25 protein-coding genes are annotated in these 25,239 nt (G+C 70.9%); 15 read left to right on the top strand and 10 right to left on the bottom strand.

The genetic code is table 11. The features are described from left to right. Nucleotides 1–23: 23 nt before the first annotated feature. A complete protein-coding gene (sucD, locus tag AB0436_RS23065) occupies nt 24–911 on the top strand; it encodes a succinate--CoA ligase subunit alpha (protein WP_365851673.1) in 888 nt (295 codons plus the stop codon). 65 nt (nt 912–976) lie between these two features. Here sucD and AB0436_RS23060 read toward each other — a convergent pair whose 3' ends face one another. Further along, on the bottom strand, nt 977–1,780 hold the full coding sequence (locus AB0436_RS23060) for an RNA polymerase subunit sigma-70 (RefSeq protein WP_366469831.1): 804 nt from the start codon (nt 1,778–1,780) through the stop codon (nt 977–979). Between the two features lie 125 nt (nt 1,781–1,905). Here AB0436_RS23060 and AB0436_RS23055 point away from each other — a divergent pair, with 125 nt between their 5' ends. After that, nucleotides 1,906–3,744, top strand: a complete 1,839-nt coding sequence (locus AB0436_RS23055) for a DUF6350 family protein (protein WP_366469830.1) — start codon at nt 1,906–1,908, stop codon at nt 3,742–3,744. A gap of 17 nt (nt 3,745–3,761) precedes the next feature. Here AB0436_RS23055 and AB0436_RS23050 read toward each other — a convergent pair whose 3' ends face one another. After that, on the bottom strand, nt 3,762–4,577 hold the full coding sequence (locus tag AB0436_RS23050; RefSeq protein WP_366469829.1) for a hypothetical protein: 816 nt from the start codon (nt 4,575–4,577) through the stop codon (nt 3,762–3,764). Nucleotides 4,578–4,748: 171 nt separating this feature from the next. On the opposite strand from AB0436_RS23050, the gene purN reads away from it, so the two are divergent. After that, a complete protein-coding gene (purN, locus tag AB0436_RS23045; protein ID WP_366469828.1) occupies nt 4,749–5,435 on the top strand; it encodes a phosphoribosylglycinamide formyltransferase in 687 nt (228 codons plus the stop codon). Further along, nucleotides 5,347–6,984, top strand: a complete 1,638-nt coding sequence (purH, locus tag AB0436_RS23040) for a bifunctional phosphoribosylaminoimidazolecarboxamide formyltransferase/IMP cyclohydrolase (RefSeq protein WP_366469827.1) — start codon at nt 5,347–5,349, stop codon at nt 6,982–6,984. Before purN ends, purH begins: the two co-directional genes overlap by 89 nt. Before the next feature lie 83 nt (nt 6,985–7,067). Here the strand turns inward: purH and AB0436_RS23035 are convergent, their stop codons facing one another. Continuing rightward, entirely contained in the window at nt 7,068–7,691 is a 624-nt protein-coding gene (locus tag AB0436_RS23035; RefSeq protein WP_366469826.1) for an RDD family protein, read from the bottom strand. A 213-nt stretch (nt 7,692–7,904) separates the two neighbouring features. On the opposite strand from AB0436_RS23035, the gene AB0436_RS23030 reads away from it, so the two are divergent. From AB0436_RS23030 to AB0436_RS23020, 3 genes are all read left to right on the top strand, one after another. Further along, nucleotides 7,905–8,759, top strand: coding sequence for a bifunctional methylenetetrahydrofolate dehydrogenase/methenyltetrahydrofolate cyclohydrolase (locus tag AB0436_RS23030; protein ID WP_366469825.1), 855 nt, complete (start codon nt 7,905–7,907; stop codon nt 8,757–8,759). Next, nucleotides 8,749–9,294, top strand: coding sequence for a DUF3017 domain-containing protein (locus tag AB0436_RS23025; protein ID WP_366469824.1), 546 nt, complete (start codon nt 8,749–8,751; stop codon nt 9,292–9,294). The genes AB0436_RS23030 and AB0436_RS23025 overlap by 11 nt, the downstream gene beginning before the upstream one ends. A 391-nt stretch (nt 9,295–9,685) precedes the next feature. Continuing rightward, nucleotides 9,686–10,675, top strand: a complete 990-nt coding sequence (locus tag AB0436_RS23020; RefSeq protein WP_365851664.1) for a malate dehydrogenase — start codon at nt 9,686–9,688, stop codon at nt 10,673–10,675. Nucleotides 10,676–10,761: 86 nt separating this feature from the next. Here AB0436_RS23020 and AB0436_RS23015 read toward each other — a convergent pair whose 3' ends face one another. Then, nucleotides 10,762–11,283 (bottom strand): carboxymuconolactone decarboxylase family protein, encoded by a 522-nt coding sequence (locus AB0436_RS23015; RefSeq protein WP_366469823.1) that lies wholly within the window; start codon nt 11,281–11,283, stop codon nt 10,762–10,764. Between the two features lie 47 nt (nt 11,284–11,330). Here AB0436_RS23015 and AB0436_RS23010 point away from each other — a divergent pair, with 47 nt between their 5' ends. From AB0436_RS23010 to AB0436_RS23000, 3 genes are all read left to right on the top strand, one after another. Next, nucleotides 11,331–12,719: a PLP-dependent aminotransferase family protein gene (locus AB0436_RS23010; RefSeq protein ID WP_366469822.1), complete on the top strand. Its 1,389-nt coding sequence runs from the start codon at nt 11,331–11,333 to the stop codon at nt 12,717–12,719. A gap of 138 nt (nt 12,720–12,857) precedes the next feature. Continuing rightward, a complete protein-coding gene (locus AB0436_RS23005) occupies nt 12,858–13,130 on the top strand; it encodes a hypothetical protein (RefSeq protein ID WP_366469821.1) in 273 nt (90 codons plus the stop codon). A gap of 20 nt (nt 13,131–13,150) precedes the next feature. Beyond that, the gene (locus AB0436_RS23000; protein WP_366469820.1) at nt 13,151–14,356 is read left to right on the top strand and encodes a glutathionylspermidine synthase family protein; all 1,206 of its coding nucleotides are present in this window, start codon (nt 13,151–13,153) and stop codon (nt 14,354–14,356) included. A gap of 17 nt (nt 14,357–14,373) precedes the next feature. Here AB0436_RS23000 and rocD read toward each other — a convergent pair whose 3' ends face one another. The 3 genes from rocD to AB0436_RS22985 form a co-directional block, all read right to left on the bottom strand. Then, entirely contained in the window at nt 14,374–15,579 is a 1,206-nt protein-coding gene (gene rocD, locus AB0436_RS22995; protein ID WP_366469819.1) for an ornithine--oxo-acid transaminase, read from the bottom strand. Nucleotides 15,580–15,685: 106 nt separating this feature from the next. Next, a complete protein-coding gene (locus AB0436_RS22990; protein WP_366469818.1) occupies nt 15,686–16,624 on the bottom strand; it encodes a hypothetical protein in 939 nt (312 codons plus the stop codon). Continuing rightward, complete coding sequence (locus AB0436_RS22985) at nt 16,621–17,247, bottom strand: RNA polymerase sigma factor (RefSeq protein ID WP_366469817.1); 627 nt, start codon at nt 17,245–17,247, stop codon at nt 16,621–16,623. The genes AB0436_RS22990 and AB0436_RS22985 overlap by 4 nt, the downstream gene beginning before the upstream one ends. Before the next feature lie 55 nt (nt 17,248–17,302). Here AB0436_RS22985 and trpS point away from each other — a divergent pair, with 55 nt between their 5' ends. After that, the gene (trpS, locus tag AB0436_RS22980) at nt 17,303–18,316 is read left to right on the top strand and encodes a tryptophan--tRNA ligase (RefSeq protein ID WP_366469816.1); all 1,014 of its coding nucleotides are present in this window, start codon (nt 17,303–17,305) and stop codon (nt 18,314–18,316) included. A gap of 143 nt (nt 18,317–18,459) precedes the next feature. Then, a complete protein-coding gene (locus AB0436_RS22975; RefSeq protein WP_366469815.1) occupies nt 18,460–19,065 on the top strand; it encodes a 2'-5' RNA ligase family protein in 606 nt (201 codons plus the stop codon). A 34-nt stretch (nt 19,066–19,099) separates the two neighbouring features. Here AB0436_RS22975 and AB0436_RS22970 read toward each other — a convergent pair whose 3' ends face one another. After that, entirely contained in the window at nt 19,100–19,855 is a 756-nt protein-coding gene (locus AB0436_RS22970; protein ID WP_366469814.1) for a decaprenylphospho-beta-D-erythro-pentofuranosid-2-ulose 2-reductase, read from the bottom strand. 91 nt (nt 19,856–19,946) lie between these two features. Continuing rightward, complete coding sequence (locus AB0436_RS22965; RefSeq protein WP_366469813.1) at nt 19,947–21,287, bottom strand: FAD-binding oxidoreductase; 1,341 nt, start codon at nt 21,285–21,287, stop codon at nt 19,947–19,949. A gap of 247 nt (nt 21,288–21,534) precedes the next feature. On the opposite strand from AB0436_RS22965, the gene AB0436_RS22960 reads away from it, so the two are divergent. Genes AB0436_RS22960 through AB0436_RS22950 form a run of 3 tightly spaced genes read left to right on the top strand, consistent with a single transcriptional unit; the run spans nt 21,535 to nt 23,954 of the window. After that, nucleotides 21,535–22,053, top strand: coding sequence for a phosphatase PAP2 family protein (locus AB0436_RS22960; RefSeq protein ID WP_366469812.1), 519 nt, complete (start codon nt 21,535–21,537; stop codon nt 22,051–22,053). Further along, nucleotides 22,046–23,011 (top strand): decaprenyl-phosphate phosphoribosyltransferase, encoded by a 966-nt coding sequence (locus AB0436_RS22955; RefSeq protein ID WP_366469811.1) that lies wholly within the window; start codon nt 22,046–22,048, stop codon nt 23,009–23,011. Before AB0436_RS22960 ends, AB0436_RS22955 begins: the two co-directional genes overlap by 8 nt. A 28-nt stretch (nt 23,012–23,039) precedes the next feature. Then, nucleotides 23,040–23,954, top strand: coding sequence for a YihY/virulence factor BrkB family protein (locus tag AB0436_RS22950; protein WP_366469810.1), 915 nt, complete (start codon nt 23,040–23,042; stop codon nt 23,952–23,954). On the opposite strand, the gene AB0436_RS22945 is transcribed toward AB0436_RS22950, so the two are convergent. Next, on the bottom strand, nt 23,902–25,125 hold the full coding sequence (locus tag AB0436_RS22945; protein ID WP_366469809.1) for a D-alanyl-D-alanine carboxypeptidase: 1,224 nt from the start codon (nt 25,123–25,125) through the stop codon (nt 23,902–23,904). The genes AB0436_RS22950 and AB0436_RS22945 overlap by 53 nt on opposite strands. Nucleotides 25,126–25,239: the final 114 nt, after the last annotated feature.

Genomic DNA, 25,239 nt, shown 5'->3' with positions numbered 1-25,239 from the left:
AAGGGAACAAGGGCACTAACACCATGGCTATTTTCCTGACCAAGGAAAGCAAGGTCATCGTCCAGGGGATGACCGGCGCCACCGGCATGAAGCACACCAAGCTCATGCTCGCTGACGGCACCAACATCGTCGGCGGCGTGAACCCGCGCAAGGCCGGTACCTCCGTCGACTTCGACGGGACCTCCGTACCCGTCTTCGGCTCCGTCGCCGAGGCGATGGAGAAGACCGGCGCCGACGTCTCCGTCGTCTTCGTGCCGCCGGCCTTCGCCAAGGCCGCGGTCGTCGAGGCGATCGACGCGGAGATCGGCCTCGCGGTCGTCATCACCGAGGGCATCGCCGTGCACGACTCGGCCGCCTTCTGGGCGTACGCGGGCTCGAAGGGCAACAAGACCCGGATCATCGGTCCGAACTGCCCCGGCCTCATCACCCCCGGCCAGTCGAACGCCGGCATCATTCCGGGCGACATCACCAAGCCCGGCCGCATCGGGCTGGTGTCGAAGTCCGGCACGCTGACCTACCAGATGATGTACGAGCTCCGGGACATCGGCTTCTCCTCCGCCGTCGGCATCGGTGGCGACCCGGTCATCGGTACGACGCACATCGACGCCCTGGCGGCGTTCGAGGCCGACCCCGAGACCGACCTGATCGTGATGATCGGCGAGATCGGCGGCGACGCCGAGGAGCGTGCGGCCGACTACATCGCGAAGAACGTGACGAAGCCGGTCGTCGGTTACGTCGCGGGCTTCACCGCGCCCGAGGGCAAGACGATGGGCCACGCCGGCGCCATCGTCTCCGGTTCCTCCGGCACGGCGCAGGCCAAGAAGGAAGCGCTCGAGGCCGCAGGCGTGAAGGTCGGCAAGACGCCGACCGAGACCGCCAAGCTGGCCCGGGCGATTCTGGCCGGCGCGTAGTCACCGTTTGCCTGATCCGGGCCGGTACCCCTCTCGGGGGTACCGGCCCGGTCGCATGTCCGGTGCTACTCGGGTCGCGGGACCAGCCGGCCCGGGCCGTTCGGCCGGGTGGTGCTGAGCTTCTTCCAGAGCTTCTTGTCGGCGGCGGTCAGCTTCTGCGGGCCGCCGCGCGGCGGGACACCCTCGACGCGATGCGGCGGGCCGGTCGGTCGTGCGTAGTGGGTCGGCGCGGTGGCCAGGGCGAAAGCGGTGACCGCGGCGAGCAGCACGACGCAGCTGATGGTGAGCCGCGTCCAGAACCGGGCCTTGCGCTCGCTGCCGGTGCGCACCGCCCGGGCAGTGGCCAGGCCGGGGGCCGGGCCGATCCGGGCGAGCGCGCTCAAACGTTCCTGCAGCAGTCCCGGCGCTCGCAGCTCCGGTACCTGCCGGACGACGGCGGCCCTGGCGTGCAGCAGGCGGCCGGCGGTGGCCGGGGTGCTCGCCTCCGTCTCGGCGGCGGTCTCCGGCAGGTCGAGCCCCAGGCCGTCGTAGAGCAGCAGAGTGCGCCGGTGGGCGGGCGGCAGCGCGAGCAGCGCCGCCCGCAGCGGTGATCCCGCGGGATCGGTGACGGGGTGGTCGGGCTGTTCGTAACCGCGGCGCAGCAGGTACCAGGGCGACACCGCGTACTCGTATGCCGCGGCGCGCACCCACCCCGCTGGATCCGGGTCGGTCGCGACTTCGGGCCACCGCTCCCAGGCCAGCTGGAAGGCGCGTTCGACGGACTCCTCGGCCGGCCGGCGGCGGCCGGTGAGCAGATACGTCTGCTGGGCCAGTGCAGGGGCGGCTTCCGCATAGAGCAGGTCGAAGGCCTCGGCCGGCGTGGCGTTCATGAGGTGCCCGCTGCGCTGCCCCGGGCCATGCACCAGTCTGAAAAGTACATAAACGTATATTGAGTGACACGACCGGCCTTTCGCCGTTACGCCGGGAAAGCGCGTGTCGTTGGCAGCATGGCCGGGTGACCCAGACGACCGAATACCGCCCGCTCCTTCCGCCCCTGCGGAGCCGGCCCACCGCGCTGGCCCACTGTGTGCTGCGCGGTGCCGTCGCGGCGGGTCTCGGGTTCAGCTCGCTGGCGGTACTGGTGATGCTGCTGTGGATCAGCTCCCCGTACCCGGACAGCGGACCCCGCGGCGCGCTGCACGTCACGGCCGGACTGTGGTTGCTCGCCCATGGCACCGCACTGACCAGGCAGAGCACCCTCTCCGGTGCGCCGGCCCCGCTCGGTGTGGCGCCGATGCTGCTGATGCTGCTGCCGATGTGGCTGATCTACCGGGCCGCGCGCGACGCGCTCGACCCCGAGGAACGCCGTCCCGTCGCCACCGACCGAGGCGCCTTCACGGCGGTGACCGGCGGCTATCTGCTGGTCACCGCCGCCGTCCTGGCGTACGCAGCGGGCGGTCCGATGCCCGCGGCGCCGTTGAGCGCACTGCTCCATCTGCCGGCCGCCATCGGGGGTGCGGCCGGGATCGGCGTCTGGAAGGCCAACGGGTGCCCCGGCGGCCCGCTTCCCCGATGGCTGCGTGTCGTAGTGCCCGCAGGCGTACGGACCTCGATCGGGCGCCCCTGGGCGGCCACCGCGCTCAGGTCGGCCGGCGCGGCGACCGCCGTGCTGGTGGGTGGTGGCGCCCTGCTGGTCGGCGGCTCACTGGTGTGGCACGAAGGTGCGGCCCGGGATTCCTTGCTGCAGCTCACCGGGGTGTGGTCGGGCCGGTTCGCGGTGCTGCTGCTGGCGATGGCGCTGGTGCCGAACGCGGCGGTGTGGGCGGCGTCATACGCGCTCGGCCCGGGCTTCGCGCTCGGTGCCGGGGCGACGGCCACGCCACTCGCGATGGCCGGAAATCCCGCCCTGCCGTACTTCCCGCTGCTGGCCGCGCTGCCGACCGAGGGCCGTGGAACCCCGCTGACCTGGGCGGTTGCTGCAATCCCGGTGGCCGCGGGGGTGGTGCTCGGCTGGTTCGCGACCCGGGTGCGGCACGGCGGCCGGCGCCGAGCGCTCCGCGACACCGTGCGCACGGCCGCCGTGGCGGCAGTGGGGTGCGCGATCGCGATGGCGGTACTGGCAGAGCTGGCGGGCGGTCCGCTGGGGACGGGCGCCCTGAGGTCCTTCGGGCCGGTGTGGTGGCGTACGGGAGTGGCGACCCTGGTCTGGACCCTGACCACGGGCATGCCGGTGGCGCTTGTCCGGCACTGGTGGGCAGGGCACCCCGAGAGGGTCGCGCGCAGGGCCGCGGTGACGGCGGCGAAGGACGCGGAGGCGGCGCGAGCGGCGAAGGCCGCGCAGGCCGTTCAAGCCGCGAAGGCGGCGGAGCGGGCGCGGGAGCAGTCGGCGCGGCCGGAGCGGCGGAACTGGTGGCGGCGCACGGCGCCGGTCGGCCCGGACGCCGAGGGCGCGCCGGGCGGGGCGCCCGGCGCCACCGGAGGCAGGCCGGACGATGCGCATGCCCGGGCCGCCGAGGCGGTCGCGGAGGTGCTGAGCGCGGTTCAGGCGCTTGAGGACGCCCTCCCGGCGGCCCCCGTCCTCGCGCCGACCGCAGAGCCCCCGGAGCCCTCGGAGCCCCCGGAGTCAACTGTGGCGCAGGAGAGCGCAGAGCCCCCGATCGACGCCACGGCGTCCGCCGGGACGGGCAGCAGTGCCGGCGTCAGCTCGGGTGACGGTTCTGCCGAAGGGGGCGGTGACCGGCCACCACAAGAGAGAAGCGCGACGGACGCCGATACCACCGACGCCGTTACTGCCGACACCGGTACCGCCGACGCCGAGCCCCCGGACGCCGAGCCCCCGGACGCCGACGCGTAGCAGTGCCGCGACTTTTCCTACTTCTTCGTTCCGAGGATCGGCACCAAAGAGTCCGGGAGATGCGAGTTGCATGCGAGTTGACCCTGCTTGGTCAGCGAGTCGTGCACGCACGTGTAGTAGTCCCGGTACACCAGCTGCGACGTGAACGTGAGCGCCACGATCAGCAGCGCGAGGCCCGCCGTGACCAGTCCGCTCACCGCCGCCGTGATCTGCGGCTTCGACGAGCCGGGGTACGGGCCGGGTGTCGGCGGCGCGGCAGGCGGGCCCGTCGGCGGAGCCGTCGCGTCGGTCCGCGGGTTCACAGCCGGGTGCCCGCCGGCTCGCTGCCGCGGCTCCGCCCGCAGTGAACTGATGCCCCAGTACACCGCGAGGGCGCCGAGCAGCAGCCCGACCTGCGGCAGGTTGAAGAGGGCGAAGAAGAACGCCCACATCCCGGCGAGCAAGGCATAGCGCGCCCGGCGCTGAACGGGGTCCGTCGGGTCCCAGCGCAGCCCGGGGCCCGGGCCGCCCTTACCGCCCTGGCCGCCGTCCGGCTCGTTCGGGCCGCTCTTGGGCCGCTGCGGACCGCTGCCGAAACCGCCGTCCTGGCGGCCCGGCTGCACCGGGCTCCACTGGCTGCCACGGCCGGGAGAAGAGGGTTCGGACGACGAGGACTCCTCGTCACCGTTGGCCGGGTGCCGGGGCTGCCACGGCTGTTCCGGCCGGTCCTCGGGCGGTGGCGCGAAGGGGTTGTCGTCGGGCTCCGTGGAAGAGGGCCGGCGTTCCCGCAGCAGCAGCGAACCCTGCTCCTGCAGTGGGGTGCGGAGAGTCGCGCGGTGGCGTCGGTCCTGCATCTGGTGAACGTCTTCCCCTCATTCGGTTCCCGTCCGGAAGACGGTCCTGTCCCCAGACGCTACCTCCCGGCTGTGGCCCCGTCCCGTGGGGGCCGCTCGGTGTGCCGGTATCGTTGCCGACGGTCGGCGCGTTCGTAGAGTTCCCCGTATCGGGGGATGCGATCAATTCGTATGACCGCACAAGTCGTATCCAGAAAGGGCCCCGCCGTGGCCTCCCCGCACACTCCCGCCCGCCTGGTCGTGCTGGTCTCCGGTTCCGGAACCAATCTGCAGGCGCTGCTCGACGCCATCGGTGACGATCCGGCTGCCTACGGCGCCGAGGTCGTCGCGGTCGGCGCGGACCGTGACGACATCGCCGGACTCGAGCGGGCCCGCCGCGCCGGGATCCCGACCTTCGTATGCAAGGTGAAGGACCACCCGGACCGCGAGAGCTGGGACGCCGCACTGACCGAGGCCACCGCCGCGTACCGGCCGGACCTGGTCGTCTCGGCCGGTTTCATGAAGATCGTGGGGAAGGAATTCCTCGGGGCCTTCGGCGGCCGGTTCGTCAACACCCACCCGGCCCTGCTGCCCGCCTTTCCGGGAGCGCACGGTGTACGCGACGCGCTCGCGTACGGCGTGCGGGTCACCGGCTGCACCGTCCACTTCGTCGACGACGGCGTCGACACCGGCCCGATCATCGCGCAGGGCGTGGTCGAGATCCGGGAGCAGGACGACGAAAGCGCTCTTCACGAGCGCATCAAGGAAGTCGAGCGACAGCTGCTCGTCGATGTCGTGGGGCGTCTGTCCCGTGACGGCTATCGCATTGAGGGACGAAAGGTTCAGGTCGGTGCACACCGAGAATACGGACACCGTTAAGCCCATCCGCCGCGCGCTCGTCAGCGTCTACGACAAGTCCGGTCTGGAGGAGCTGGCCCTCGGACTGCACGAGGCGGGTGTCACGCTCGTCTCCACCGGTTCCACCGCCGCGAAGATCGCGGCTGCCGGCGTGCCGGTCACCAAGGTCGAGGAGCTCACCGGCTTCCCGGAGTGCCTGGACGGCCGGGTCAAGACGCTGCACCCCCGGGTGCACGCCGGGATCCTCGCCGATCTGCGGCTCGACGACCACCGGCGTCAGCTCGACGAGCTGGGTGTGGAGCCCTTCGACCTGGTCGTGGTCAACCTCTACCCGTTCACCCAGACCGTCGCGTCGGGCGCCACCGACGACGAGTGCGTCGAGCAGATCGACATCGGTGGGCCTTCGATGGTCCGTGCCGCCGCCAAGAATCACCCGTCCGTGGCGGTCGTCACCCACCCCCAGCGGTACGCGGACGTGCTCGCCGCGGTCCGCAGCGGCGGTTTCGACCTGACCGCGCGCAAGCGGCTGGCGGCCGAGGCCTTCCGGCACACCGCTGCCTACGACGTCGCGGTGGCCAGCTGGTTCGCGGTCGACTACGCCGCTGACGACGCGGCGTCCGACAGCGGCTTCCCCGAGTTCCTGGGTGCCACCTACGAACGCGGCAACGTGCTGCGGTACGGCGAGAACCCGCACCAGGGCGCCGCGCTGTACCTGTCGGGCACGGGTGGCCTGGCCCAGGCCGAGCAGCTGCACGGCAAGGAGATGTCGTACAACAACTACACGGACACCGACGCCGCGCGCCGGGCCGCGTACGACCACGCCGAGCCGTGCGTGGCGATCATCAAGCACGCCAACCCGTGCGGTATCGCCATCGCGGGCGATCTGGCCGAGGCGCACCGCAAGGCGCACGCCTGTGACCCGGTTTCCGCCTACGGTGGCGTGATCGCCGTCAACCGGCCGGTCACGGTGGCCCTCGCCGAGCAGGTCGCGGAGATCTTCACCGAGGTCATCGTCGCCCCGGACTACGAGGACGGCGCCCTCGAAGCGCTGACCCGCAAGAAGAACCTCCGGGTGCTGCGCTGCCCCGACGCGCCGTCAGCGGCCTTCGAGGTCAAGCAGATCGACGGCGGCGCGCTGCTGCAGGCGGCCGACCGGCTGCAGGCCGACGGCGACGACTCCGCGAACTGGACGCTCGCCTCGGGCGAGGCCCTCTCGGCCGACGAGCTCGCCGAGCTGTCGTTCGCCTGGAAGGCCTGCCGCGCGGTGAAGTCCAACGCGATCCTGCTGGCCAAGGACGGCGCTTCGGTCGGCGTCGGCATGGGTCAGGTCAACCGGGTCGACTCGGCGAGGCTCGCGGTGGAGCGCGCGGGCGAGGAGCGCGCCCGGGGTGCGTACGCCGCGTCCGACGCGTTCTTCCCGTTCCCGGACGGCTTCGAGATCCTCGCCAACGCCGGCGTCAAGGCGGTGGCCCAGCCGGGCGGTTCGATCCGCGACGAGCAGGTCGTGGAGGCCGCCGAGAAGGCGGGCGTGACGATGTACTTCACCGGTACGCGGCACTTCTTCCACTGACGTCGCCGCGGAGTGGACGGCGAAGGGCCGTGGCCCGGCGCGATGCGCGCCGGGCCACGGCCCTCGGTCCTGCAGTGCGCGGGTCAGCCGGCCTTGACGACCACACTGGAGCAGACCTTGTCCGCGAACGTCTGCTTCTTGGCGTCCCAGGCCGGCCACAGCCACCCGATGTAGCAGGCGAGGCTGTCCAGGAAGTGGGCGAGGTAGCGGACGAACGCCATGCCGAAGCCCATGGGCCGGCCGTCGGCCTCCCGCAGCAGGCTGATGCCGAGGGCCTTCTTGCCGATGAACTGGCCGGTGGTGCCCTCCTTGTAGAGCTTGAAGAGGCCGAGCCCGAGGCCGACGAGAAGGCCGATCACGACGACGGCCGATCCCGCGCCACCGCCGATGGCGCCACCGATGCCGACGATGACGCCGTAAGGGATGCCGATGACCAGGGCGTCGAGCACGAGGGCACCGGCCCGGCTCCACCAGCCGGCGTACTGCGGCTGGATGCCGTACCCCGGCTGCTGGTACCCGCCCGCGCCGTACGGCTGGACCGGCGGCGCCTGCGGGTAGCCGTAGCCCGGCTGCGGGGGCATGCCCTGCTGCGGCGGGACGCCCTGCGGAGCCTGCTGCGGGTAGCCATAGCCGGGCTGCGGCGGCTGCTGGGGCTGGCCCTGGGGCTGGCCGTAAGGGTTGTTCGGGTTCGGATCGCCGAAGCTCATGCGGTGTTTCCTCCGTAGGTACTGCGGGGACGACGCGGTTCGAGCGGAGGATTGGTGAGAAAAGCGAATGAAGCGGTCCTGCCCCCCCGGCACTGCCCGCGGCACTGCGGGATCATCGTTCTAAACAACGCATAAGTTTGTCCAGTCACATTGACTATGAGTTGTGCAAGTGCAACTTGGGGGATCGGGGCAAGCCCTGAAAGAATGGCCGTTATGACAGCCCAGATTCTCGATGGCAAGGCCACCGCGGCCGCGATCAAGTCCGACCTGACCGCCCGCGTGGCGGCCCTCAAGGAGAAGGGATTCACTCCCGGTCTCGGCACCCTGCTGGTCGGTGACGACCCCGGCAGCCGGTGGTACGTCAACGGCAAGCACCGCGACTGCGCCGAGGTCGGCATGGGATCCATCCAGCGTGAACTCCCCGACACCGCCACCCAGGAAGAGATCGAGGCGGTCGTCCGGGAGCTGAACGACAACCCGGAGTGCACCGGATACATCGTGCAGTTGCCGCTGCCCAAGGGCATCGACACCAACCGGGTCCTGGAGTTGATGGACCCGGCGAAGGACGCCGACGGCCTGCACCCGACCAGCCTCGGCAAGCTCGTGCTGAACGAGACAGGCCCGCTGCCCTGCACCCCGTACGGCATCATCCAGCTGCTGCGCCATCATGGTGTGGAGATCAACGGGGCGCATGTCGTGGTGGTCGGCCGCGGCATCACCGTCGGCCGGTCGATCCCGCTGCTGCTGACCCGCAAGTCCGAGAACGCCACGGTGACGCAGTGTCACACCGGCACCCGCGATCTCTCCGCCCAGCTCAGGCAGGCCGACATCATCGTCGCCGCCGCCGGCGTGCCGCACATCGTCAAGCCGGAGGACGTGAAGCCGGGCGCCGCCGTCCTCGATGTCGGCGTCAGCCGCGACGAGAACGGCAAGATCGTCGGCGATGTGCACCCCGGCGTCGCCGAGGTGGCCGCCTGGATCTCGCCGAACCCCGGCGGCGTGGGCCCGATGACCCGCGCCCAGTTGCTGGTCAACGTCGTGGAGGCGGCGGAGCGCAGTGTCGGCTGACGCCGCCGCCAGGACCGGTCCCGACGAGCCCGAACCCGAAAGGCCCGACGAACCCGAGGAGCCGGACGAGCCGGACCAGCCGGACGAGCCGGACGAGCCCGAGGCGAAGGGCGTCGTCAGCGCGCCCGGCCCCGAGGGCGAACCGGTACGCACCACCCGGCGCTTCCCCCGGCTGACCCGCGACACCGCCCGGCCGGAGGGCGGCGGCCACGCCGCCGGGAGCGACGCCCCGGCGCCCGCCCGCCAGTGGCCGCTGCTGACGGTGCTCATCGTGGCGGCTGTGGGACTGCTGCTGGTCGCCCTGGACGTCACCCGGGTGGGCCTGCTCGTCATCGGCGCCGCACTGATCGCCGGCGCGGTGATGCGCTGGTGGGTGCGGTCGGTGGGGATGCTGGCCGTGCGCTCGCGGTTCACCGACATGGTGACCTACGGGGTGCTCGGAGCGGCCATCACGCTGCTTGCGCTGATGGTGCAGCCGAAACCCTGGCTGGAGATCCCGTTCCTGGAGGACCTGGTCCATTTCACCGTGCGGTGATCGCCGGAACGCGGGTGCTGCCGTGGTCGGTTGGCCGCACCGGTGGCCCGGAAAATAGTGGGAAGCCGGGGGAGTGCCCCGCGCTGGACGGGGCAGACGACCGGCATCCCCCCACGGGTGTCTGCACCCGACGGTGGCCGCCGGCACCGCCTCACCCCCCCCGGGCGGCGCCGGCGGCCACCGTCGTATGCGGGACGCACCGGGCGTCGGTGGCGCTGTGTGCGGCACTGTGTGCGGCGTGCCACATGGGGGCGGGAGTCGGTCACTCACCGGGTCGGATAGCCTGACGTCGGAAGTCTCTTCACATCAAGATTCGTTCCGGATGTGAGACACCGGGATTTCCCGCACCAGGGGCAGGACCCCTACCGCCAGCTGTCTTACGGAGAACGCCATGACCCGCACTCCTGTGAATGTCACCGTCACCGGCGCGGCCGGCCAGATCGGTTACGCGCTGCTCTTCCGCATCGCCTCCGGCCATCTGCTCGGCTCCGATGTGCCGGTCAGGCTGCGTCTCCTCGAGATCCCGCAGGGCCTGAAGGCCGCCGAGGGCACCGCGATGGAGCTCGACGACTGCGCCTTCCCGCTGCTGCAGGGCATCGACATCACCGACGACCCGAATGTCGCCTTCGCCGGCGCCAACGTCGCGCTGCTGGTCGGGGCCCGTCCGCGTACCAAGGGCATGGAGCGCGGTGACCTGCTCGCCGCCAACGGTGGCATCTTCGGTCCGCAGGGCAAGGCCATCAACGACAACGCCGCTGACGACATCAAGGTCCTCGTCGTCGGCAACCCGGCCAACACCAACGCGCTCATCGCGCAGGCCTCGGCCCCGGACGTACCGGCCGAGCGCTTCACCGCGATGACCCGTCTCGACCACAACCGTGCGGTCTCGCAGCTCGCGCAGAAGACCGGCTCCACGGTCTCGCAGATCCGCCGCCTCACCATCTGGGGCAACCACTCCGCCACGCAGTACCCGGACATCTTCCACGCCGAGGTCGCCGGCAAGAACGCCGCCGAGACCGTCAACGACGAGAAGTGGCTGGCCGACACCTTTATCCCGACCGTGGCCAAGCGCGGCGCGGCGATCATCGAGGCGCGCGGCGCCTCGTCGGCCGCCTCGGCCGCCAATGCCGCCATCGACCACGTGCACACCTGGGTCAACGGCACCGCGGACGGCGACTGGACCTCGATGGGCATTCCGTCGGACGGTTCGTACGGCGTCCCCGAGGGCCTCATCTCCTCCTTCCCGGTCACCACGAAGGACGGGAAGTACGAGATCGTCCAGGGCCTGGAGATCAACGACTTCTCGCGGGCCCGCATCGACGCCTCGGTGAAGGAGCTCTCCGAAGAGCGCGACGCGGTGCGCGAGCTCGGCCTGATCTGAGCATCCGGGCCCGCGCGGCCCGTACCGCACACGATGCCCCCGGCAACCATCCGGTTGCCGGGGGCATCTGTGTGAGTGCCCGCTGCTCAGCCGCGGTGGGCGCCGGGCGTGTAGTGGCCGGGAACCATCCGGGTGGTGACGGCGAAGCGGTTCCAGGCGTTGATCACGGTGATCGCCGAGATCAGATGCGCGAGCTCGGTGTCGTCGAAATGACGGGCGGCGTGTGCGTAGACCTCGTCCGGGACGAATCCGTCGGTGAGCACCGTGATGGCCTCGGTCAGCTCGATCGCCGCGAGCTCCTTCTCGGTGTAGAAGTGCTTCGACTCCTCCCAGCCGCTGAGCTGGACGATCCGCTCGAACGACTCACCCGCGGCGAGCGCGTCCTTGGTGTGCATGTCGAGGCAGAAGGCGCAGTGGTTGAGCTGCGAGGCGCGGATCTTGACCAGCTCCAGCGTGGTCGGATCGACGCCCTGGCGCGCAGCGGCGTCCAGCCTCACCATCGCCTTGTAGACCTCGGGGGCCAGCTCCGCCAACTGCAGGCGGGGTGTGTGCTCCGGGGCGTACTGCGGGGCCTGCTGGTCCGTGTCCGGCTTCGGTTCTGTCGTCATGACTAGAACACTACGGGCGGTGTGGCGCAGGCGTATGGTCCACTTTCATGACAGATTCCTGGGCCACTATCGGTGTCGACCTGCATCTGGACGTGACCGGCCCGGGGCTGCGGCTGGGCCTCACGGACGCGTTGCGCCAGGCCGTGCGCACCGGACGGCTGGCGCCGGGAAGCCGGCTGCCGTCCTCCAGGACACTCGCGGCCGACCTGGGTATCGCCCGGAACACGGTCGCTGATGCTTACGCCGAACTGGTGGCCGAGGGGTGGCTGACCGCCCGGCAGGGTTCCGGTACGCAGGTCGCCCGGCGGTCGGCGCCGCGGCCGGTGAAGAAGGCGGTCGCCGTCCGGCGGCCGGTGCGCCGCGGACCCGTCCACAACCTCAAACCGGGCTCGCCCGACCTGGCGTCCTTCCCCCGCACGGAGTGGCTCAAGGCGGCCAGAAAGTCGCTGCTCGCCGCACCCAACGAGGCGTTCGGCTACGGCGACCCGCGCGGCCGCATCGAGTTGCGGACCGCCCTCGCGGACTACCTGGCGCGAGCCCGGGGCGTCTACGCCGACCCGCAACGCATCGTCATCTGCTCGGGGTTCGTGCACGGGCTGTCGCTGATGGGGAAGGTGCTGCGAAACCGCCGGGTACGGGAGGTGGCCGTCGAGGCGTACGGCCTCGACGTGCACTGGGACCTGCTGGCCGAGGCCGGGATGCGCACCCCGGCGATGCCCTTCGACGCACAAGGGTCACGGACGGAGGCCCTGACCCGGGAAGGCGCGGTACTGATGACCCCGGCACACCAGTTTCCGGTGGGCATCGCGCTCAGCCCGGCCCGGCGCGCGGCAGTCGTCGACTGGGCCCGTACCTCGGGCGGTCTGATCCTGGAGGACGACTACGACGGCGAGTTCCGCTACGACCGCCAACCGGTCGGCGCCCTGCAGGGACTTGACCCGGAACGCGTCGTCTACTTCGGCACGGCGAGCAAGTCCGTCGCGCCGGGGCTGCGGCTGGCCTGGATGGTGGCCCCGCAGGACGTGGTGGGGGAACTGACGGCGGCGAAGGGGATCCACGATCTGTCGAGTGCGCTGGACCAGCTGACGCTCGCCGAGTTCATCACGTCCGGCGCCTACGACCGGCACGTCCGCGGGAAACGGCTGCGCTACCGCCGGCGCCGGGACCAGCTGATGGCCGCGCTCGCCGAACGGGCGCCGGACATCCGGGTGCACGGTATCGCGGCCGGGCTCCACGCCGTACTGGAACTCCCGCCGGGCACCGAGAGTTCCGTCGTGCAGGCTGCCGCCTGGCAGGGGCTGGCCCTGGAGGGACTGAGCCGGTTCCGCCACCCCGACGCGGCCCCGGGGCGCGATGCCCTGGTCGTGGGGTACGGCACACCGACCGACAGCGCCTACCCGGCTGCGCTGGATGCGCTGTGCCGGGTGCTCCCGTAGCGCGCCTGCCGACCAGCGCCTGCCGGCCGTGCGGCTACCGGCCATGCGGGCTGCCGAGGACGGCCTCTAGTCTGTACACCGACAGTTCGAACACGCCCACACCCGGATGGTGCCGGCGACGACGGGGGAGGACAGCGCATGCGCAAGATGAGGTCGAGCGCCGTGGTGCTCGGCGGTATGGGGATGCTGGCGGCCACGCTCACCGCCTGCGGTTCCGACGTGGACAAGCGCTGCGTGGACCCGGACACCTACAAGCAACTGCCGAAGTACGAGTGCAGCGACAGCAACGGACACGGCACGTACTACTACGGCGGCTCGTCGAGGAACGGCAGGATCTCCGGCGGCAGTTTCAACAAGTCCTCGGTGCACCGCGGCGGTTTCGGCGGCGGCTTCCACTCCAGCGGCGGCTGAGCCGGGGCGTACGCGACATCATGCAGCGCCACACCATAGATCCCCGCCCCGGCTGGCAGCAGATCGTCGAGGAACAGGGACTGATCTATCCACTGACCCGCTACCCCGACGATTCGCTGCGCCCCTACTGGGACGAGAGCGCCTACTACTCGTTCTCCCTCCCGGAGGTCGAGGCGCTGGAGGAGGTCGTCGAGGAACTGCACGCCATGTGCCTCGCGGCGGCAGCGCACATCGTCGAGCACGACCGGTTCGCCGAGCTGGGGATCACCGACCGGCGACTCGCCCGGCTGGTCGGCGAGGCGTGGCACCGGCGGGCCGAACTGCCCTCCGTCTACGCACGGTTCGATCTGCGTTACGACGGTGAAGGCCCGGCCAAGATGCTGGAGTACAACGCCGACACCCCGACCTCGCTGGTGGAGGCGGCAAGCCCCCAGTGGTTCTGGATGGAGGACCGCTTCCCCGGCGCCGACCAGTGGAACTCGCTGCACGAACGGCTCATCGCGGCCTGGAAGCGGCAGGCACCGCTGCTGCCGCCGGGGCCGCTGCACTTCGCGCACTCCGAAGCCGACGAGCTCGGCGAAGACCTCATGACGGTTGCCTACCTCCGGGAGACCGCCCAGCAGGCCGGCCTCGACACCGAGGCGCTCTCGGTGGAGCAGATCGGCTGGGACCCGCTGTCCGGTCGGTTCGTCGACGAACGGATGCGGTTCATCCGCAGCTGCTTCAAGCTCTACCCGTGGGAGTGGCTGACGACCGACCGCTTCGGGCCGCACGTCCTCGACACCCTCGACAACGGCGGTTCCACCGGCTCCACTTGCTGGATCGAGCCGGCCTGGAAGATGCTGCTCTCCAACAAGGCGCTGCTGGCCGTGTTGTGGGAGCTGTATCCGGGACACCCCAATCTGCTGGCCGCCTATCTGGACGGGCCCCGTGAGCTTGCCGACTCGGCGACGTCCAGGGGGTACGTCTCCAAGCCGCTGCTCGGCCGCGAGGGCGCGGGGGTCCTGCTGCACGAGACGGGGCCGGACAGCACCGCCGGGTGCGCGGTGCGGACCGACGAGGTCTGCTGCTATCAGGAGCTGGCCCCGCTGCCGGACTTCGACGGCAACCGTGTGGTGCTCGGTGCGTGGGTGGTCGAGGACGAGGCGGCGGGGCTCGGTATCAGGGAGTCGGCGGGGCCGGTCACGGACGAGTACGCCCGTTTCCTGCCCCACGTCATCCTTTAGGGAGCCCGCGGGGGCCGTCAGGTGCTGAGGACGGTCCGCAGCTGGTCCAGGCCCCAGTCCAGATCCTCCTTGCTGATCACCAGGGGCGGGGCGAGCCGAATGGTGGAACCGTGGGTGTCCTTGACCAGCACACCGCGGTCCATCAGCTTCTCGGAGATCTCCCGGCCGGTGCCGCGGGCCGGGGCAACGTCCACACCGGCCCACAGTCCGCGCCCCCGGACGGCCTCCACCGAGCCACCACCCACCAGCAGACCCAGTTCGCGGTGCAGATGGTCGCCCAGCTCGGCCGCCCGCTGCTGGAACTCTCCGGTGCGCAGCATCGCGATGACCTCCAGGGCGACCGCGCAGGCCAGCGGGTTCCCGCCGAAGGTGGAGCCGTGCTCGCCCGGTTGGAAGACGCCCAGTACCTCCGCCGACGACACCACAGCAGACACCGGGACGACGCCACCGCCGAGTGCCTTGCCCAGGATGTACACGTCCGGCACGACGTGCTCGTGCTCGCAGGCGAAGGTCCGGCCGGTCCTGCCGAGACCGGACTGGATCTCGTCGGCGATGAACAGCACGTTCCTGGCCCTGGTCAGCTCCCGTACGCCCGGCAGATAACCGGCCGGCGGCACCAGCACCCCGGCCTCACCCTGGATCGGCTCGAGGAGCACGGCCACGGTGTCCTCGTCGACCGCCGCCTCCAGTGCGGCCGGATCGCCGTACGGGACGACCTCGAAGCCCGGCGTGTACGGGCCGTAGTCCGCCCGTGCCTCGGGGTCCGTCGAAAAACTGATGATGGTGGTCGTGCGGCCGTGGAAGTTGTTCTCCGCGACGACGATCTTGGCTCGGCCGTCCGGCACGCCCTTCGTCCGGTAGCCCCATTTACGGGCCGTCTTCACCGCGGTCTCCACCGCTTCGGCGCCGGTGTTCATCGGCAGCACCATCTCCATTCCGCACAGCTCGGCGAGCTGGGTGCAGAAGGCGGCGAACCGGTCGTGGTGAAAGGCCCGCGAGGTGAGGGTGAGCTGCTCCAGTTGTGCCTTGGCGGCCTCGATCAGCCGGCGGTTGCCGTGCCCGAAGTTGAGCGCCGAGTACCCGGCGAGCATGTCGAGGAAACGGCGCCCCTCGACATCGGTCATCCAGGCACCGTCCGCCGACGCCACGACCACGGGAAGCGGATGGTAGTTGTGCGCGCTGTGCGCCTCGGCGGCGGCGATCGATGTTTCCGTAACTGACACGGGTTCTCCGTTCCTGCCCGGGGTGCGAAACCTGCCGTCTACAGGCCAGGATGCGCCGCTTACCGCCGTCGGTCACGCGCCGCGCGACCGCACCTCGCGTCGCGGCTCAGGCGTCCAGGTCGATCAACTGCTGATGCGGCTCCGGAGGGCCCGGATCCCGGCGCCGACGCAGCACCGCCCAGCCGTATCCGGCGACCGCTCCCACCGCCAGGGCCGCCGACGCCCACCACCAGCCCGCCCGGGACGCCTCCCCGGAGGTTTCCGCCGTGGGCGGGCCGAGCAGCCTGTGCTTCGCCAGCAGACCGAGCACATCGGCCGGGACCCGGTGCCAGCGGAGGTCGTCGTCCTGCGTGCCGACCGCGGGGTCGGAGCGCACCCAGACCGTGGAGTCGTCCGCCACCATCACCTGGTCCTCCCGCTCGATGGCGATGTCTCCGCCCGGCGCCCGGTCGGTCTGCGGCCAGCCGCCCACGCCGCTCAGCCCCCAGACCACGCTGGCCCGCACCTGCGGTGCCCGGTCCTCGGGTGCCGGCTCGGTGTCGGTCGACTGCGGGTTCAGCAGCCCGAAGAGCCGGATGAAGTCGGCGTCCTCGGCGGTCAGCGTCTCGGATCGTCCGCTGCCCGCCGCGATGACCAGCGCCAGGTCAGCGGGCCTGCCCGGGTCCACCGACTGCCCAGTGGGTGCGAGCGCGGCCGGGGCATAGCGCACCGGGACGCCGCCGGGGCCGAACCAGTCCGCCACCGCGCCGCGCACCGGAGGGCTCAGTATCAGTGCGGCCAGCAGTCCGCAGAGCGCCGCGAGCACTGCCCGCCACCGCCTTCCGGCCCAGGTTCGCGCGCGGGTGAACCGCCCGGGCGCCTCCGTCTCGGGCACCCCGGGAAGCGGTGGGGCGAGGCCCGCCGGCACCGATTCGGCGATGATCTGGGCCAGCACCCGCTCGGCCATCGATTCCCCGTCGGCCACCAGGTCGGAGCCCGTCGACGCGCCGAGCCGGCGGCCCAGCGCAGCCAGCTCCTCGCGGAGTCGTGCATCCCGGTCGGTCATCCCCACGCACCTTCCTCACTGCCCTCCGGATCGTCCTGATCGCCCTCCGGTGGCGGCAACAGCCGGCCGAGCTTCTTCAGCCCCCGGTTCAGCCGCGACTTCACGGTGCCCCGCGGCCAGCCCAGTGCCTCAGCCGTTTCCGCCTCGTTCATGTCCAGCAGGTAGCGGTAGGTGACGACCAGGCGCTGTTCCGGGCTCAGCCGGTCCAGCGCGGCCAGCAACTGCTTCCTGCGCTCGTCGTCGATGGCGGCCACCGCCGGGTCGGCCGACTCCGGTATCAGCGGCTCCGCCTCCGTCAGCGCGGCCTCGCGTCCGGTGGCGGAGCGCAACCGCACCGCGGAGCGCACGGTGTTCCTGGTCTCGTTCACCACGATCCGCAGCAGCCAGGACCGGAACGACGCGCCCTCCCGGAACCGGCTCAGTGCCTGATAAGCCTTGAAGAAGGCCGCCTGCACCACGTCCTCGGCCTCCGCACCCGCTCCGAAGGCCGCCGCGGTGCGTAAGGCGATCCCGGTATACGCACGCACCAGCCGCGCGTATGCCTGGACGTCCCCGGCTCTTACGCGTGCGATCACTTCGGCCTCGTCCGCGACTACGGCGTGGCCCCCCTCCCGCGTTCTCACATCTTTGATACACCGCGCGACGGAGATGGGTTCCGCACCTGAGAGAATGCTGTACATGGCCTCTGAAAGTCCCCGCGTGCTCTCCGGGATCCAGCCCACGTCAGGCTCGTTCCACCTCGGCAACTACCTCGGCGCGGTGCGCCAGTGGGTGGCCCTGCAGGAGTCGCACGACGCCTTCTACATGGTGGTCGACCTGCACGCGATCACCGTGCCGCAGGACCCGGCCGAGCTGCGGGCCAACACCCGGCTCGCCGTCGCCCAGCTGCTGGCCTCCGGGCTCGACCCGGAGCGCTGCACCCTCTTCGTCCAGAGCCATGTGCCCGAGCACGCCCAGCTGGCCTGGATCATGAACTGCATCGCCGGGTTCGGCGAGGCCTCGCGCATGACGCAGTTCAAGGACAAGTCCGCCCGGCAGGGCGCCGACCGCGCGACCGTCGGCCTGTTCACCTATCCGATCCTCCAGGTCGCCGACATCCTGCTCTACCAGGCCAATCAGGTCCCGGTCGGTGAGGACCAGCGTCAGCACGTCGAGCTGACCCGCGACCTGGCGGATCGTTTCAACAGCCGCTTCGGTGCGACCTTCACCGTTCCCGAGCCGTACATCCTCAAGGAGACGGCGAAGATCTACGACCTGCAGGATCCGAGCGCCAAGATGAGCAAATCGGCCGTCTCGCCCAAGGGCCTGATCAGCCTGCTCGACGAGCCGAAGGTCTCGGCGAAGAAGGTCAGGAGCGCGGTCACCGACACCGAAACGGTGATCCGCTACGACACCGTGGCGAAGCCCGGCGTGTCGAATCTGCTGACGATCCACTCGACGCTCACCGGCACCGGCATCGCCGAGCTCGAGCGGCAGTACGAAGGCAAGATGTACGGCGCGCTCAAGGGTGACCTCGCGGAGATCGTCGCCGACTTCGTGGTGCCCTTCAGGACCCGCACCCAGGAATATCTGGACGACCCGGAGACGCTGGACTCGATCCTGGCCAAGGGTGCGGAGAAGGCCCGCGCGGTCGCCGCCGAGACCCTGGCGCAGGCGTACGACCGGGTCGGCTTCCTGCCCGCCAAGCACTGAGCCGGGCTCGTGACCTTGGACTCTGGTCAGAGGTCCGGCCCGCCCGCCACACTGCACACAGCGACACCGCACACAGCGACACCGAGCACAGCCGAACCGCACACCCAGGCATCAGACAGCGTCAGACAGCGGAGGAGAACGATGTGGGGACCGTAACGCTCGGCGTTTCGATCGCGGTCCCGGAGCCGTACGGCAGCCTGCTCCAGGAGCAGCGCGCGGGCTTCGGGGATTCCGCCGCGCACGGCATCCCCACCCACGTCACTCTGGTGCCGCCGACGGAGGCCGATCCGAGGTCGCTGCCCGCGATCGAGGCTCACCTGGCGTCGGTCGCCGCGGCGAACCGGGCGTTTCCGATGCGGCTGTACGGGACGGGCACCTTCCGGCCGCTGTCGCCGGTCGTCTTCGTGCAGGTGGTCACCGGCGGGTCGGCCTGTTCCTGGCTGCAACAGCAGATCAGGGACGCATCGGGTCCGCTGGTGCGCGAGCTGTCCTTCCCGTATCACCCGCATGTGACAGTGGCGCACGGCATCTCCGAGGAGGCGATGGACCGGGCGTACGAGGCACTCTCCTCGTTCGAGGCCATGTGGACCTGCGGGTCGTTCGCGCTGTACGAGCAGGGCGCGGACTCGGTGTGGCGCAAGCTGCGGGAGTACGCGTTCGGCGGCGGGGGCGGAGTCGTTCCCGGGCCGAACGTATCGCGCGATACCCCCGCCGCCTCCCGCCCGTGGACCGCCGCCTCGCATCCGTAGCCCGCCGGAAAGAGCCCCGCCGCCGGGCACTGACTCACATCGGCAGACGTCGGAACAGCGGCCTCGGAGCGTGCCGTACCGCCGACATCACGACCCGCAGCGCGCCGGGCACCCAGACCGTTTCGGAGCGGCGGCGGAGGCCGATCTCGATCGCCGCCGCCACCGCTTCCGGCGTGGTGGCCAGCGGGGCCTCCGCCAGGCCCGCCGTCATCCGGGACCGTACGAAGCCGGGGCGGACCACCATCACATGCACCCCGGTGCCGTGCAGGGCATCGCCCAGACCCTGGGCGAAGGCGTCCAGGCCCGCCTTGCTCGAGCCGTAGATGAAGTTCGCCCGGCGGGCTCGCTCGCCCGCCACCGAGGAGAGCACCACCAGGGAGCCGTGGCCCTGGCCCTGCAGGGCCTTCGCGCAGATCAGACCCGCCGAAACGGCCCCCGTGTAGTTGGTCTGCGCGACCTTCACCGCGGAGAGCGGGGCGCTTTCGTCCCGGGCCTGGTCGCCGAGGATGCCGAAGGCCAGCAGGACCATGTCGATGTCGCCCTCGGCGAACACCTTGCCCAGTGTCTTCTCGTGGGAGGACGGGTCCAGGGCGTCGAAATCGACTGTGCGGACCTCCGTGCCCAGCTTCCGCAGCTGGGCCGCGGCTTCGTCGAGGGCGGCGGACCGGCGTCCCGCCAGCCAGACCGTCCTGGTGCGGCGGGCCACCAGCCGGCGAGCGGTGGCCAGGGCGATCTCGGAGGTGCCACCGAGGATCAGCAGGGACTGCGGGGCACCGAAGGCGTCTTTCATGGGCGAGGTCCTTAGGAGCGGATTGGCGCGGAGGATGCGGCAGGGGCGGATGCGGCACGGGCCGCGGGAAGCTGCACAGGCCGGAGACGGCTCAGAGTCCGAGGCGACGGGACAGGTCCGACGTGAAGACCCCCGTCGGGTCCAGCTCCGCGCGCAGTGCGCGGAAGTCGGCCAGCCGCGGATACATGGCCGCCAGCCGGTCCGGCCGTAGCCGGGAGTCCTTCGCCAGGTAGACGCGGCCGCCGGCGGCGGCCACCTCCTCGTCCAGCTCGTCGAGGAAGGCGCCGAGCCCGCTGAGACGCGCCGGGATGTCCAGTGCCAGCGTCCAGCCCGGAACCGGGAAGGACAGCCAGCCGGGATCGCCGTCACCGAAGCGTTTCAGGACCGCCAGGAAGGTGGGGCAGCCGCGCAGGGCGATGCGGCCGACAATCTTGCGCAGCGTCTCCTCCTGCCCGTGGCCGACGACGAACTGGTACTGGACGAAGCCACTGCGTCCGTAGACACGGTTCCACTGCGGAACTCCGTCCAGCGGGTGGAAGAAGGCGGCCAGGCGCTGCAGCTCGCCGGTGCGCCTGCGCGGCGCTCTGCGGTACCAGAGTTCGTTGAAGAGCGAGACCGAGCCGCGGCCCAGCAGGCCCTCCGGGAGGAAGGACGGCGGCGCGGGGAGCGTTCCCGGCCGGAAGGACAGCGGTGTGCGCCGGGCGCGCGCCGGGAGTGCGTCCAGCGGCGCGTGGTCGCCGCGGGTGAGCACCGAGCGCCCGGTGGCCGCGCCCCGCGCCAGCAGGTCGATCCACGCCACCGAGTAGCGGTAGCGGTGGTCGCTCGCGGTCAGCCGGGCCATCAGGTCGTCCAGATCGGTGGCCCGTTCGGTGTCCACCGAGATCAGGGAGGTCTCGACCGGGAGCAGCTGGACGGTCGCCGAGAGAATCACTCCGGTCAGCCCCATCCCGCCCGCCGTCGCGTCGAAGAGCACGGTGCCCGGGGTGGTCGTGTGGACCGAACCGTCCGAGGTCAGCAGGTCGAGCGAGCGGACATGGCGCGAGAACGAGCCGGAGACGTGGTGGTTCTTGCCGTGGATGTCCGCGCCGATCGCACCGCCCACCGTGACGTACCGGGTCCCCGGCGTGACCGGTACGAACCAGCCCAGCGGCAGCAGCACTTCCATCAGCCGGTGCAGGCTGACCCCCGCGTCGCACACCACCACACCGGCGTCGACGTCGATGGAGCGGATGCGGTCGAGGCCCGTCATGTCGAGCACCGCGCCGCCCGCGTTCTGCGCCGCGTCACCGTAGGCGCGGCCGAGTCCCCGGGCGATCGAACCGCGTGCCCCGCAGCCGCGCACCGCGGCGGCCGCCTCTTCGTAGCTGCGCGGGCGGATCAGGTGTGCGGCGGTGGGAGCGGTGCGCCCCCAGCCGGTCACGGGACTCAGCATTCCGGGGCCGGCGGACACGGGGGGCGACGCGGGGGGTGACACAGCGGGTGGCGTTGTAGGCGACGCCGTGGGTGACACGGTGGTTTCGGCAGGCATGAGCCGACCGTATCGCTGGTGTATGGGCGGAAACGGGTGATTGAGGGGGTGTCAGTAGCTATAGGCGTGCTTCCGGGGATATGTCATACAAGAATCTTTCCCCGATGTACGGCCGTCCGGCCGGAATCCTGTCCGGAGAAGGGGTGACGCGATGTGGTCCGTCGACGCCGACCACCGGCTGCTGTCGGTGATGCGCGACTGCGGTACCGACCCACGGGTGGCTGCCGCTGCCCGCGCCCTGTCCTTCAGTGGCGAACACGGCGCCCTGTGGCTCACCGCCGGGCTCGGCGGCGCCCTTGCCGACCGGGCCCGCCGCGGCGCCTGGCTGCGGGCCACCGCGCTGATCGCCGCCGCCCAGCTGGCGAGCATGGGCGTCAAGCGGGTGGTACGCCGCCCGCGCCCACCCGTCCGGGCCCGGCCGCCCCTCGTACGCACCGCGGGCCGCCACTCCTTTCCCAGCTCGCACGCCTCGTCCGCGGTCGCGGCCGCCGTCGTCTTCGGCGCGCTGGGACCGGCGGGTCGTCATGTCGTACCGCCGCTCGCCGCCGCGATGTGCGTGTCACGGCTCGTCGCGGGCGTGCACTATCCGACCGATGTCGCCGCGGGCGCCCTGCTGGGCGGGTTGACCGCCCGGCTCGGTGCGAAATGGATGCGAGGCACCCATGTCTGAAGTGTCCGAGCAGACCGCCGTCCTCCTCGGCGAAGCGTCGCCACCCCTGGCGCCCGACCGCACGGGGCCGGGCGGGACGCTCGGGCTGGCGCTGGGCCTGCTCAGGACGGCCCGCCCCCGTCAGTGGGTCAAGAACATGCTGGTCGTCGCCGCACCCGCCGCGGCCGGCCGGCTGCTCTCGCACGGCACCGGCGCCCGACTGACGCTCGTCTTCGTCCTGTTCACGGCCGCGGCCTCCGCCGTCTATCTGGTGAACGACGCCAAGGACGCCGAGGCCGACCGCGCACACCCCGTCAAGCGCCATCGCCCGGTGGCCGCCGGACAGGTACCGGTCTCCGTCGCCTACGCGGCGGGAGCACTGCTGGCCGCCCTCTCCACCGTCGCCGCCTTCCGGTACTGCAACACCATGACGGCCGTGCTGCTCGTCGGGTACATCACCATGCAACTCGCCTACTGCGTCAGCCTGAAGCATGTCCTCGTGGTCGACCTCGTGGTGGTGACCGCCGGCTTCCTGATGCGGGCGATGATCGGCGGCGTGGCCCTCGGCATTCCGCTCTCCCGCTGGTTCCTGATCACCGCCGGCTTCGGGGCGCTCTTCATGGTCTCCGCCAAGCGCTACTCCGAGTCGGTCCAGATGAACGGTGGGGCGGCGACCCGCGCCCTGCTCTCCGAATACACCACCGGCTACCTGCGCTTCGTCTGGCAGCTGGCGGCCGGTGTCGCCGTCCTCGCCTACTGCCTCTGGGCCATGGAGGGCGGCGGCACATCCCATGACGGCCTGCTGCCGTGGCGTCAGCTGTCGATGATCCCGTTCATCCTGGCCGTCCTGCGGTATGCGGTCTTCGCCGACCGCGGCATCGCCGGAGCACCCGAGGACGTGGTGCTGCACGACCGGGCGCTGGCGTTCATCGGCGTGACCTGGACCGGCCTGTACGCCCTGGCGGTCGCGCACCTGTGAGGGCCGGCCGGCGGGGTAGGCGGATGCCATGGACTGGCTGACGAAGCTTCCCGTTATCGGCCCCTGGGTGGTTCGCCTGATGCGTACGCACGCCTGGCGTTCGTACGAGACCCTCGACCGGGTGCACTGGACCCGGCTCGCCGCCGCGATCACCTTTGTCAGCTTTCTGGCGATCTTCCCGCTGATCACCGTCGGCGCGGCGATCGGCGCCGCCCTGCTGTCCACCGGTCAACTGCACACCTTGCAGCACCGGATCGCCGAACAGGTACCCGGCATCTCGAACCAGCTCGACCTGAACTCGCTGGTGGCCAACGCGGGCACGGTCGGGGTCGTCGCCGGAGCGCTGCTGATCTTCACCGGTATCGGCTGGGTCGGATCGACGCGGGACTGCCTGCGTGCCGTCTGGGAGCTCGACAACGCCGACGAGGGCAATCCGGTGCTGCGCAAGCTCAAGGACGGCGGCATCCTGATCGGGATGGGCGGCGCCGTGGTCGTCTCGTTCGGCGCTTCCGCCGTCGGCTCCACGGCCATCGGATGGATCGCCGACCGTATCGGTCTGCACGACAGCGGCTGGGGTGGCGCGCTGCTGCAGTCCGCGGCCTTCGCGCTCGCCGTGCTCGCCGACTTCCTGGTGCTGATGTACGTCCTGACGCTGCTGCCCGGAGTGGAACCTCCCCGGCGTCGGCTGATCACCGCCGGGCTGATCGGCGCATTCGGCTTCGAGCTGCTGAAACTGCTGCTCAGCGGCTATCTGCGGGGGGTCGCATCGAAGAGTATGTACGGCGCCTTCGGCGTCCCGGTGGCCCTGTTGCTGTGGATCAGCTTCACCGTGAAGCTGTTGCTGTACTGCGCGGCCTGGTCGGCGACGGGGAACGGGAAGGGCGAGCGGATCAGCGACGTGGAAAACGTCGTACCAGATCCGGCAGCGGCCACCGACGATTGACCAGGAACACCCCCGCCGCCAGCAGTACCACCGCCCCGCCGGCGATGGAGAGGGCCATCCCCACTCCCTGGCCCGAACCGTTCGTCCGCGAGGTGGCCGCGGCCTGCGCCGGGGGCTGCTTGCTGGCGGGCGTCGGGCTCTTCGACGGCTGCTTCACCGGGGTCGCCGACACCGGCGCGACGAGTTGGCCCACCGGCGTCACCTTGCCCTCGGCGGCGAAGCCCCAGTCGAGCAGCCGGGCGGCTTCCTTGTAGACCGCCTGGCTCTCCGTCGAGCTCGGGTTCATCACGGTCACCAGCAGCACATGGTTGCCGCGCTCGGCGACGGCCGTGTAGGTCGCCCCGGCGTTCGAGGTGTTGCCGTTCTTCACTCCGGCGATGCCCCGGTACTGGGTGACGCCGTCGGCGCCGGTCAGTAGCCGGTTGGTGTTCTGGATGCCGAAGGTCTCCCGCTTCTTGCCCTTCTTCTGCAGCCCCGGGAACTGCGCGGTGGACGTCGAGCAGTACTCGCGGAAGTCCTTCTTCTGCAGCCCGCTGCGCGCGAAGAGCGTCAGGTCGTACGCGCTGGAGACCTGCCCGGGGGCGTCGTAGCCGTCCGGGGAGACCACCTGGGTGTCCAGCGCCCGCAGGTCCTGGGCGTGCTTCTGCATGTCGCCGACCGTCTTGGCCACGCCGTGGTTCATCGCGGCCAGCACGTGTACCGCATCGTTGCCGGACCGCAGGAAGACGCCGAGCCAGAGGTCGTGGACCGTGTAGGTGAGTCCTTCCTTGATGCCCACCAGGCTGCTGCCCTCGCCCATGCCCGCCAGGTCGGACGGCGCCACCTTGTGCGTCTCGGTGCTCGGGAAACGAGGCATCACGGTGTCCGCGAAGAGCATCTTGAGGGTGGACGCCGGAGGCAGCTTCCAGTGCGCGTTGTGCGAGGCCAGGACATCGCCGGACTCGGCGTCCGCGACGATCCACGAGCGTCCGGTCAGTTTCTTCGGCAGCGCTCCGGCGGAGCCGAGATTCACCTGCGTACCGGGCAGACCGAGCCGGTCGCCACCGACGGTCGACATGGAAGCGGGCGGCTTCGGATCGTCCGCCGTCGCGGCCGACGCGGGCACCGCGCAGAGAGCGGAGAGGAACGACGTGGCGAGGACCGTCAGGGCGGTCTTTTTCACAGCAGACACGGTGGTGAACGTACAGGGCACGACCGGACGGCCGTTCACCGCGGGTGTGACCCGCCGCACGGTGACCCCTGCCGGGCCACCCGGCAGCAGCCGCCCGGAGTACGCGGTCGATAC

The sequence above is a fragment of the Streptomyces sp. NPDC051322 genome (genome assembly GCF_040689485.1).
GTDB lineage: Bacteria > Actinomycetota > Actinomycetes > Streptomycetales > Streptomycetaceae > Streptomyces.
The sequence above is the reverse complement of the archived record's forward strand: the minus strand, read 5'-3'. Positions and strand labels throughout refer to the sequence as shown.

Coding starts and splice junctions, on each gene's coding strand:
- purN (WP_366469828.1), top strand. CDS start 4,749: ATGACCGCACAAGTCGTATCCAGAAAGGGCCCCGCCGTGGCCTCCCCG.
- AB0436_RS23030 (WP_366469825.1), top strand. CDS start 7,905: ATGACAGCCCAGATTCTCGATGGCAAGGCCACCGCGGCCGCGATCAAG.
- AB0436_RS23050 (WP_366469829.1), bottom strand. CDS start 4,577: ATGCAGGACCGACGCCACCGCGCGACTCTCCGCACCCCACTGCAGGAG.
- AB0436_RS22965 (WP_366469813.1), bottom strand. CDS start 21,287: ATGCTGAGTCCCGTGACCGGCTGGGGGCGCACCGCTCCCACCGCCGCA.
- AB0436_RS23010 (WP_366469822.1), top strand. CDS start 11,331: ATGACAGATTCCTGGGCCACTATCGGTGTCGACCTGCATCTGGACGTG.
- AB0436_RS22960 (WP_366469812.1), top strand. CDS start 21,535: ATGTGGTCCGTCGACGCCGACCACCGGCTGCTGTCGGTGATGCGCGAC.
- AB0436_RS23000 (WP_366469820.1), top strand. CDS start 13,151: ATGCAGCGCCACACCATAGATCCCCGCCCCGGCTGGCAGCAGATCGTC.
- AB0436_RS22955 (WP_366469811.1), top strand. CDS start 22,046: ATGTCTGAAGTGTCCGAGCAGACCGCCGTCCTCCTCGGCGAAGCGTCG.
- AB0436_RS22950 (WP_366469810.1), top strand. CDS start 23,040: ATGGACTGGCTGACGAAGCTTCCCGTTATCGGCCCCTGGGTGGTTCGC.
- purH (WP_366469827.1), top strand. CDS start 5,347: ATGTCGTGGGGCGTCTGTCCCGTGACGGCTATCGCATTGAGGGACGAA.
- sucD (WP_365851673.1), top strand. CDS start 24: ATGGCTATTTTCCTGACCAAGGAAAGCAAGGTCATCGTCCAGGGGATG.
- trpS (WP_366469816.1), top strand. CDS start 17,303: ATGGCCTCTGAAAGTCCCCGCGTGCTCTCCGGGATCCAGCCCACGTCA.
- AB0436_RS23005 (WP_366469821.1), top strand. CDS start 12,858: ATGCGCAAGATGAGGTCGAGCGCCGTGGTGCTCGGCGGTATGGGGATG.
- AB0436_RS22990 (WP_366469818.1), bottom strand. CDS start 16,624: ATGACCGACCGGGATGCACGACTCCGCGAGGAGCTGGCTGCGCTGGGC.
- AB0436_RS23035 (WP_366469826.1), bottom strand. CDS start 7,691: ATGAGCTTCGGCGATCCGAACCCGAACAACCCTTACGGCCAGCCCCAG.
- AB0436_RS23020 (WP_365851664.1), top strand. CDS start 9,686: ATGACCCGCACTCCTGTGAATGTCACCGTCACCGGCGCGGCCGGCCAG.
- AB0436_RS23015 (WP_366469823.1), bottom strand. CDS start 11,283: ATGACGACAGAACCGAAGCCGGACACGGACCAGCAGGCCCCGCAGTAC.
- AB0436_RS22970 (WP_366469814.1), bottom strand. CDS start 19,855: ATGAAAGACGCCTTCGGTGCCCCGCAGTCCCTGCTGATCCTCGGTGGC.
- AB0436_RS23060 (WP_366469831.1), bottom strand. CDS start 1,780: ATGAACGCCACGCCGGCCGAGGCCTTCGACCTGCTCTATGCGGAAGCC.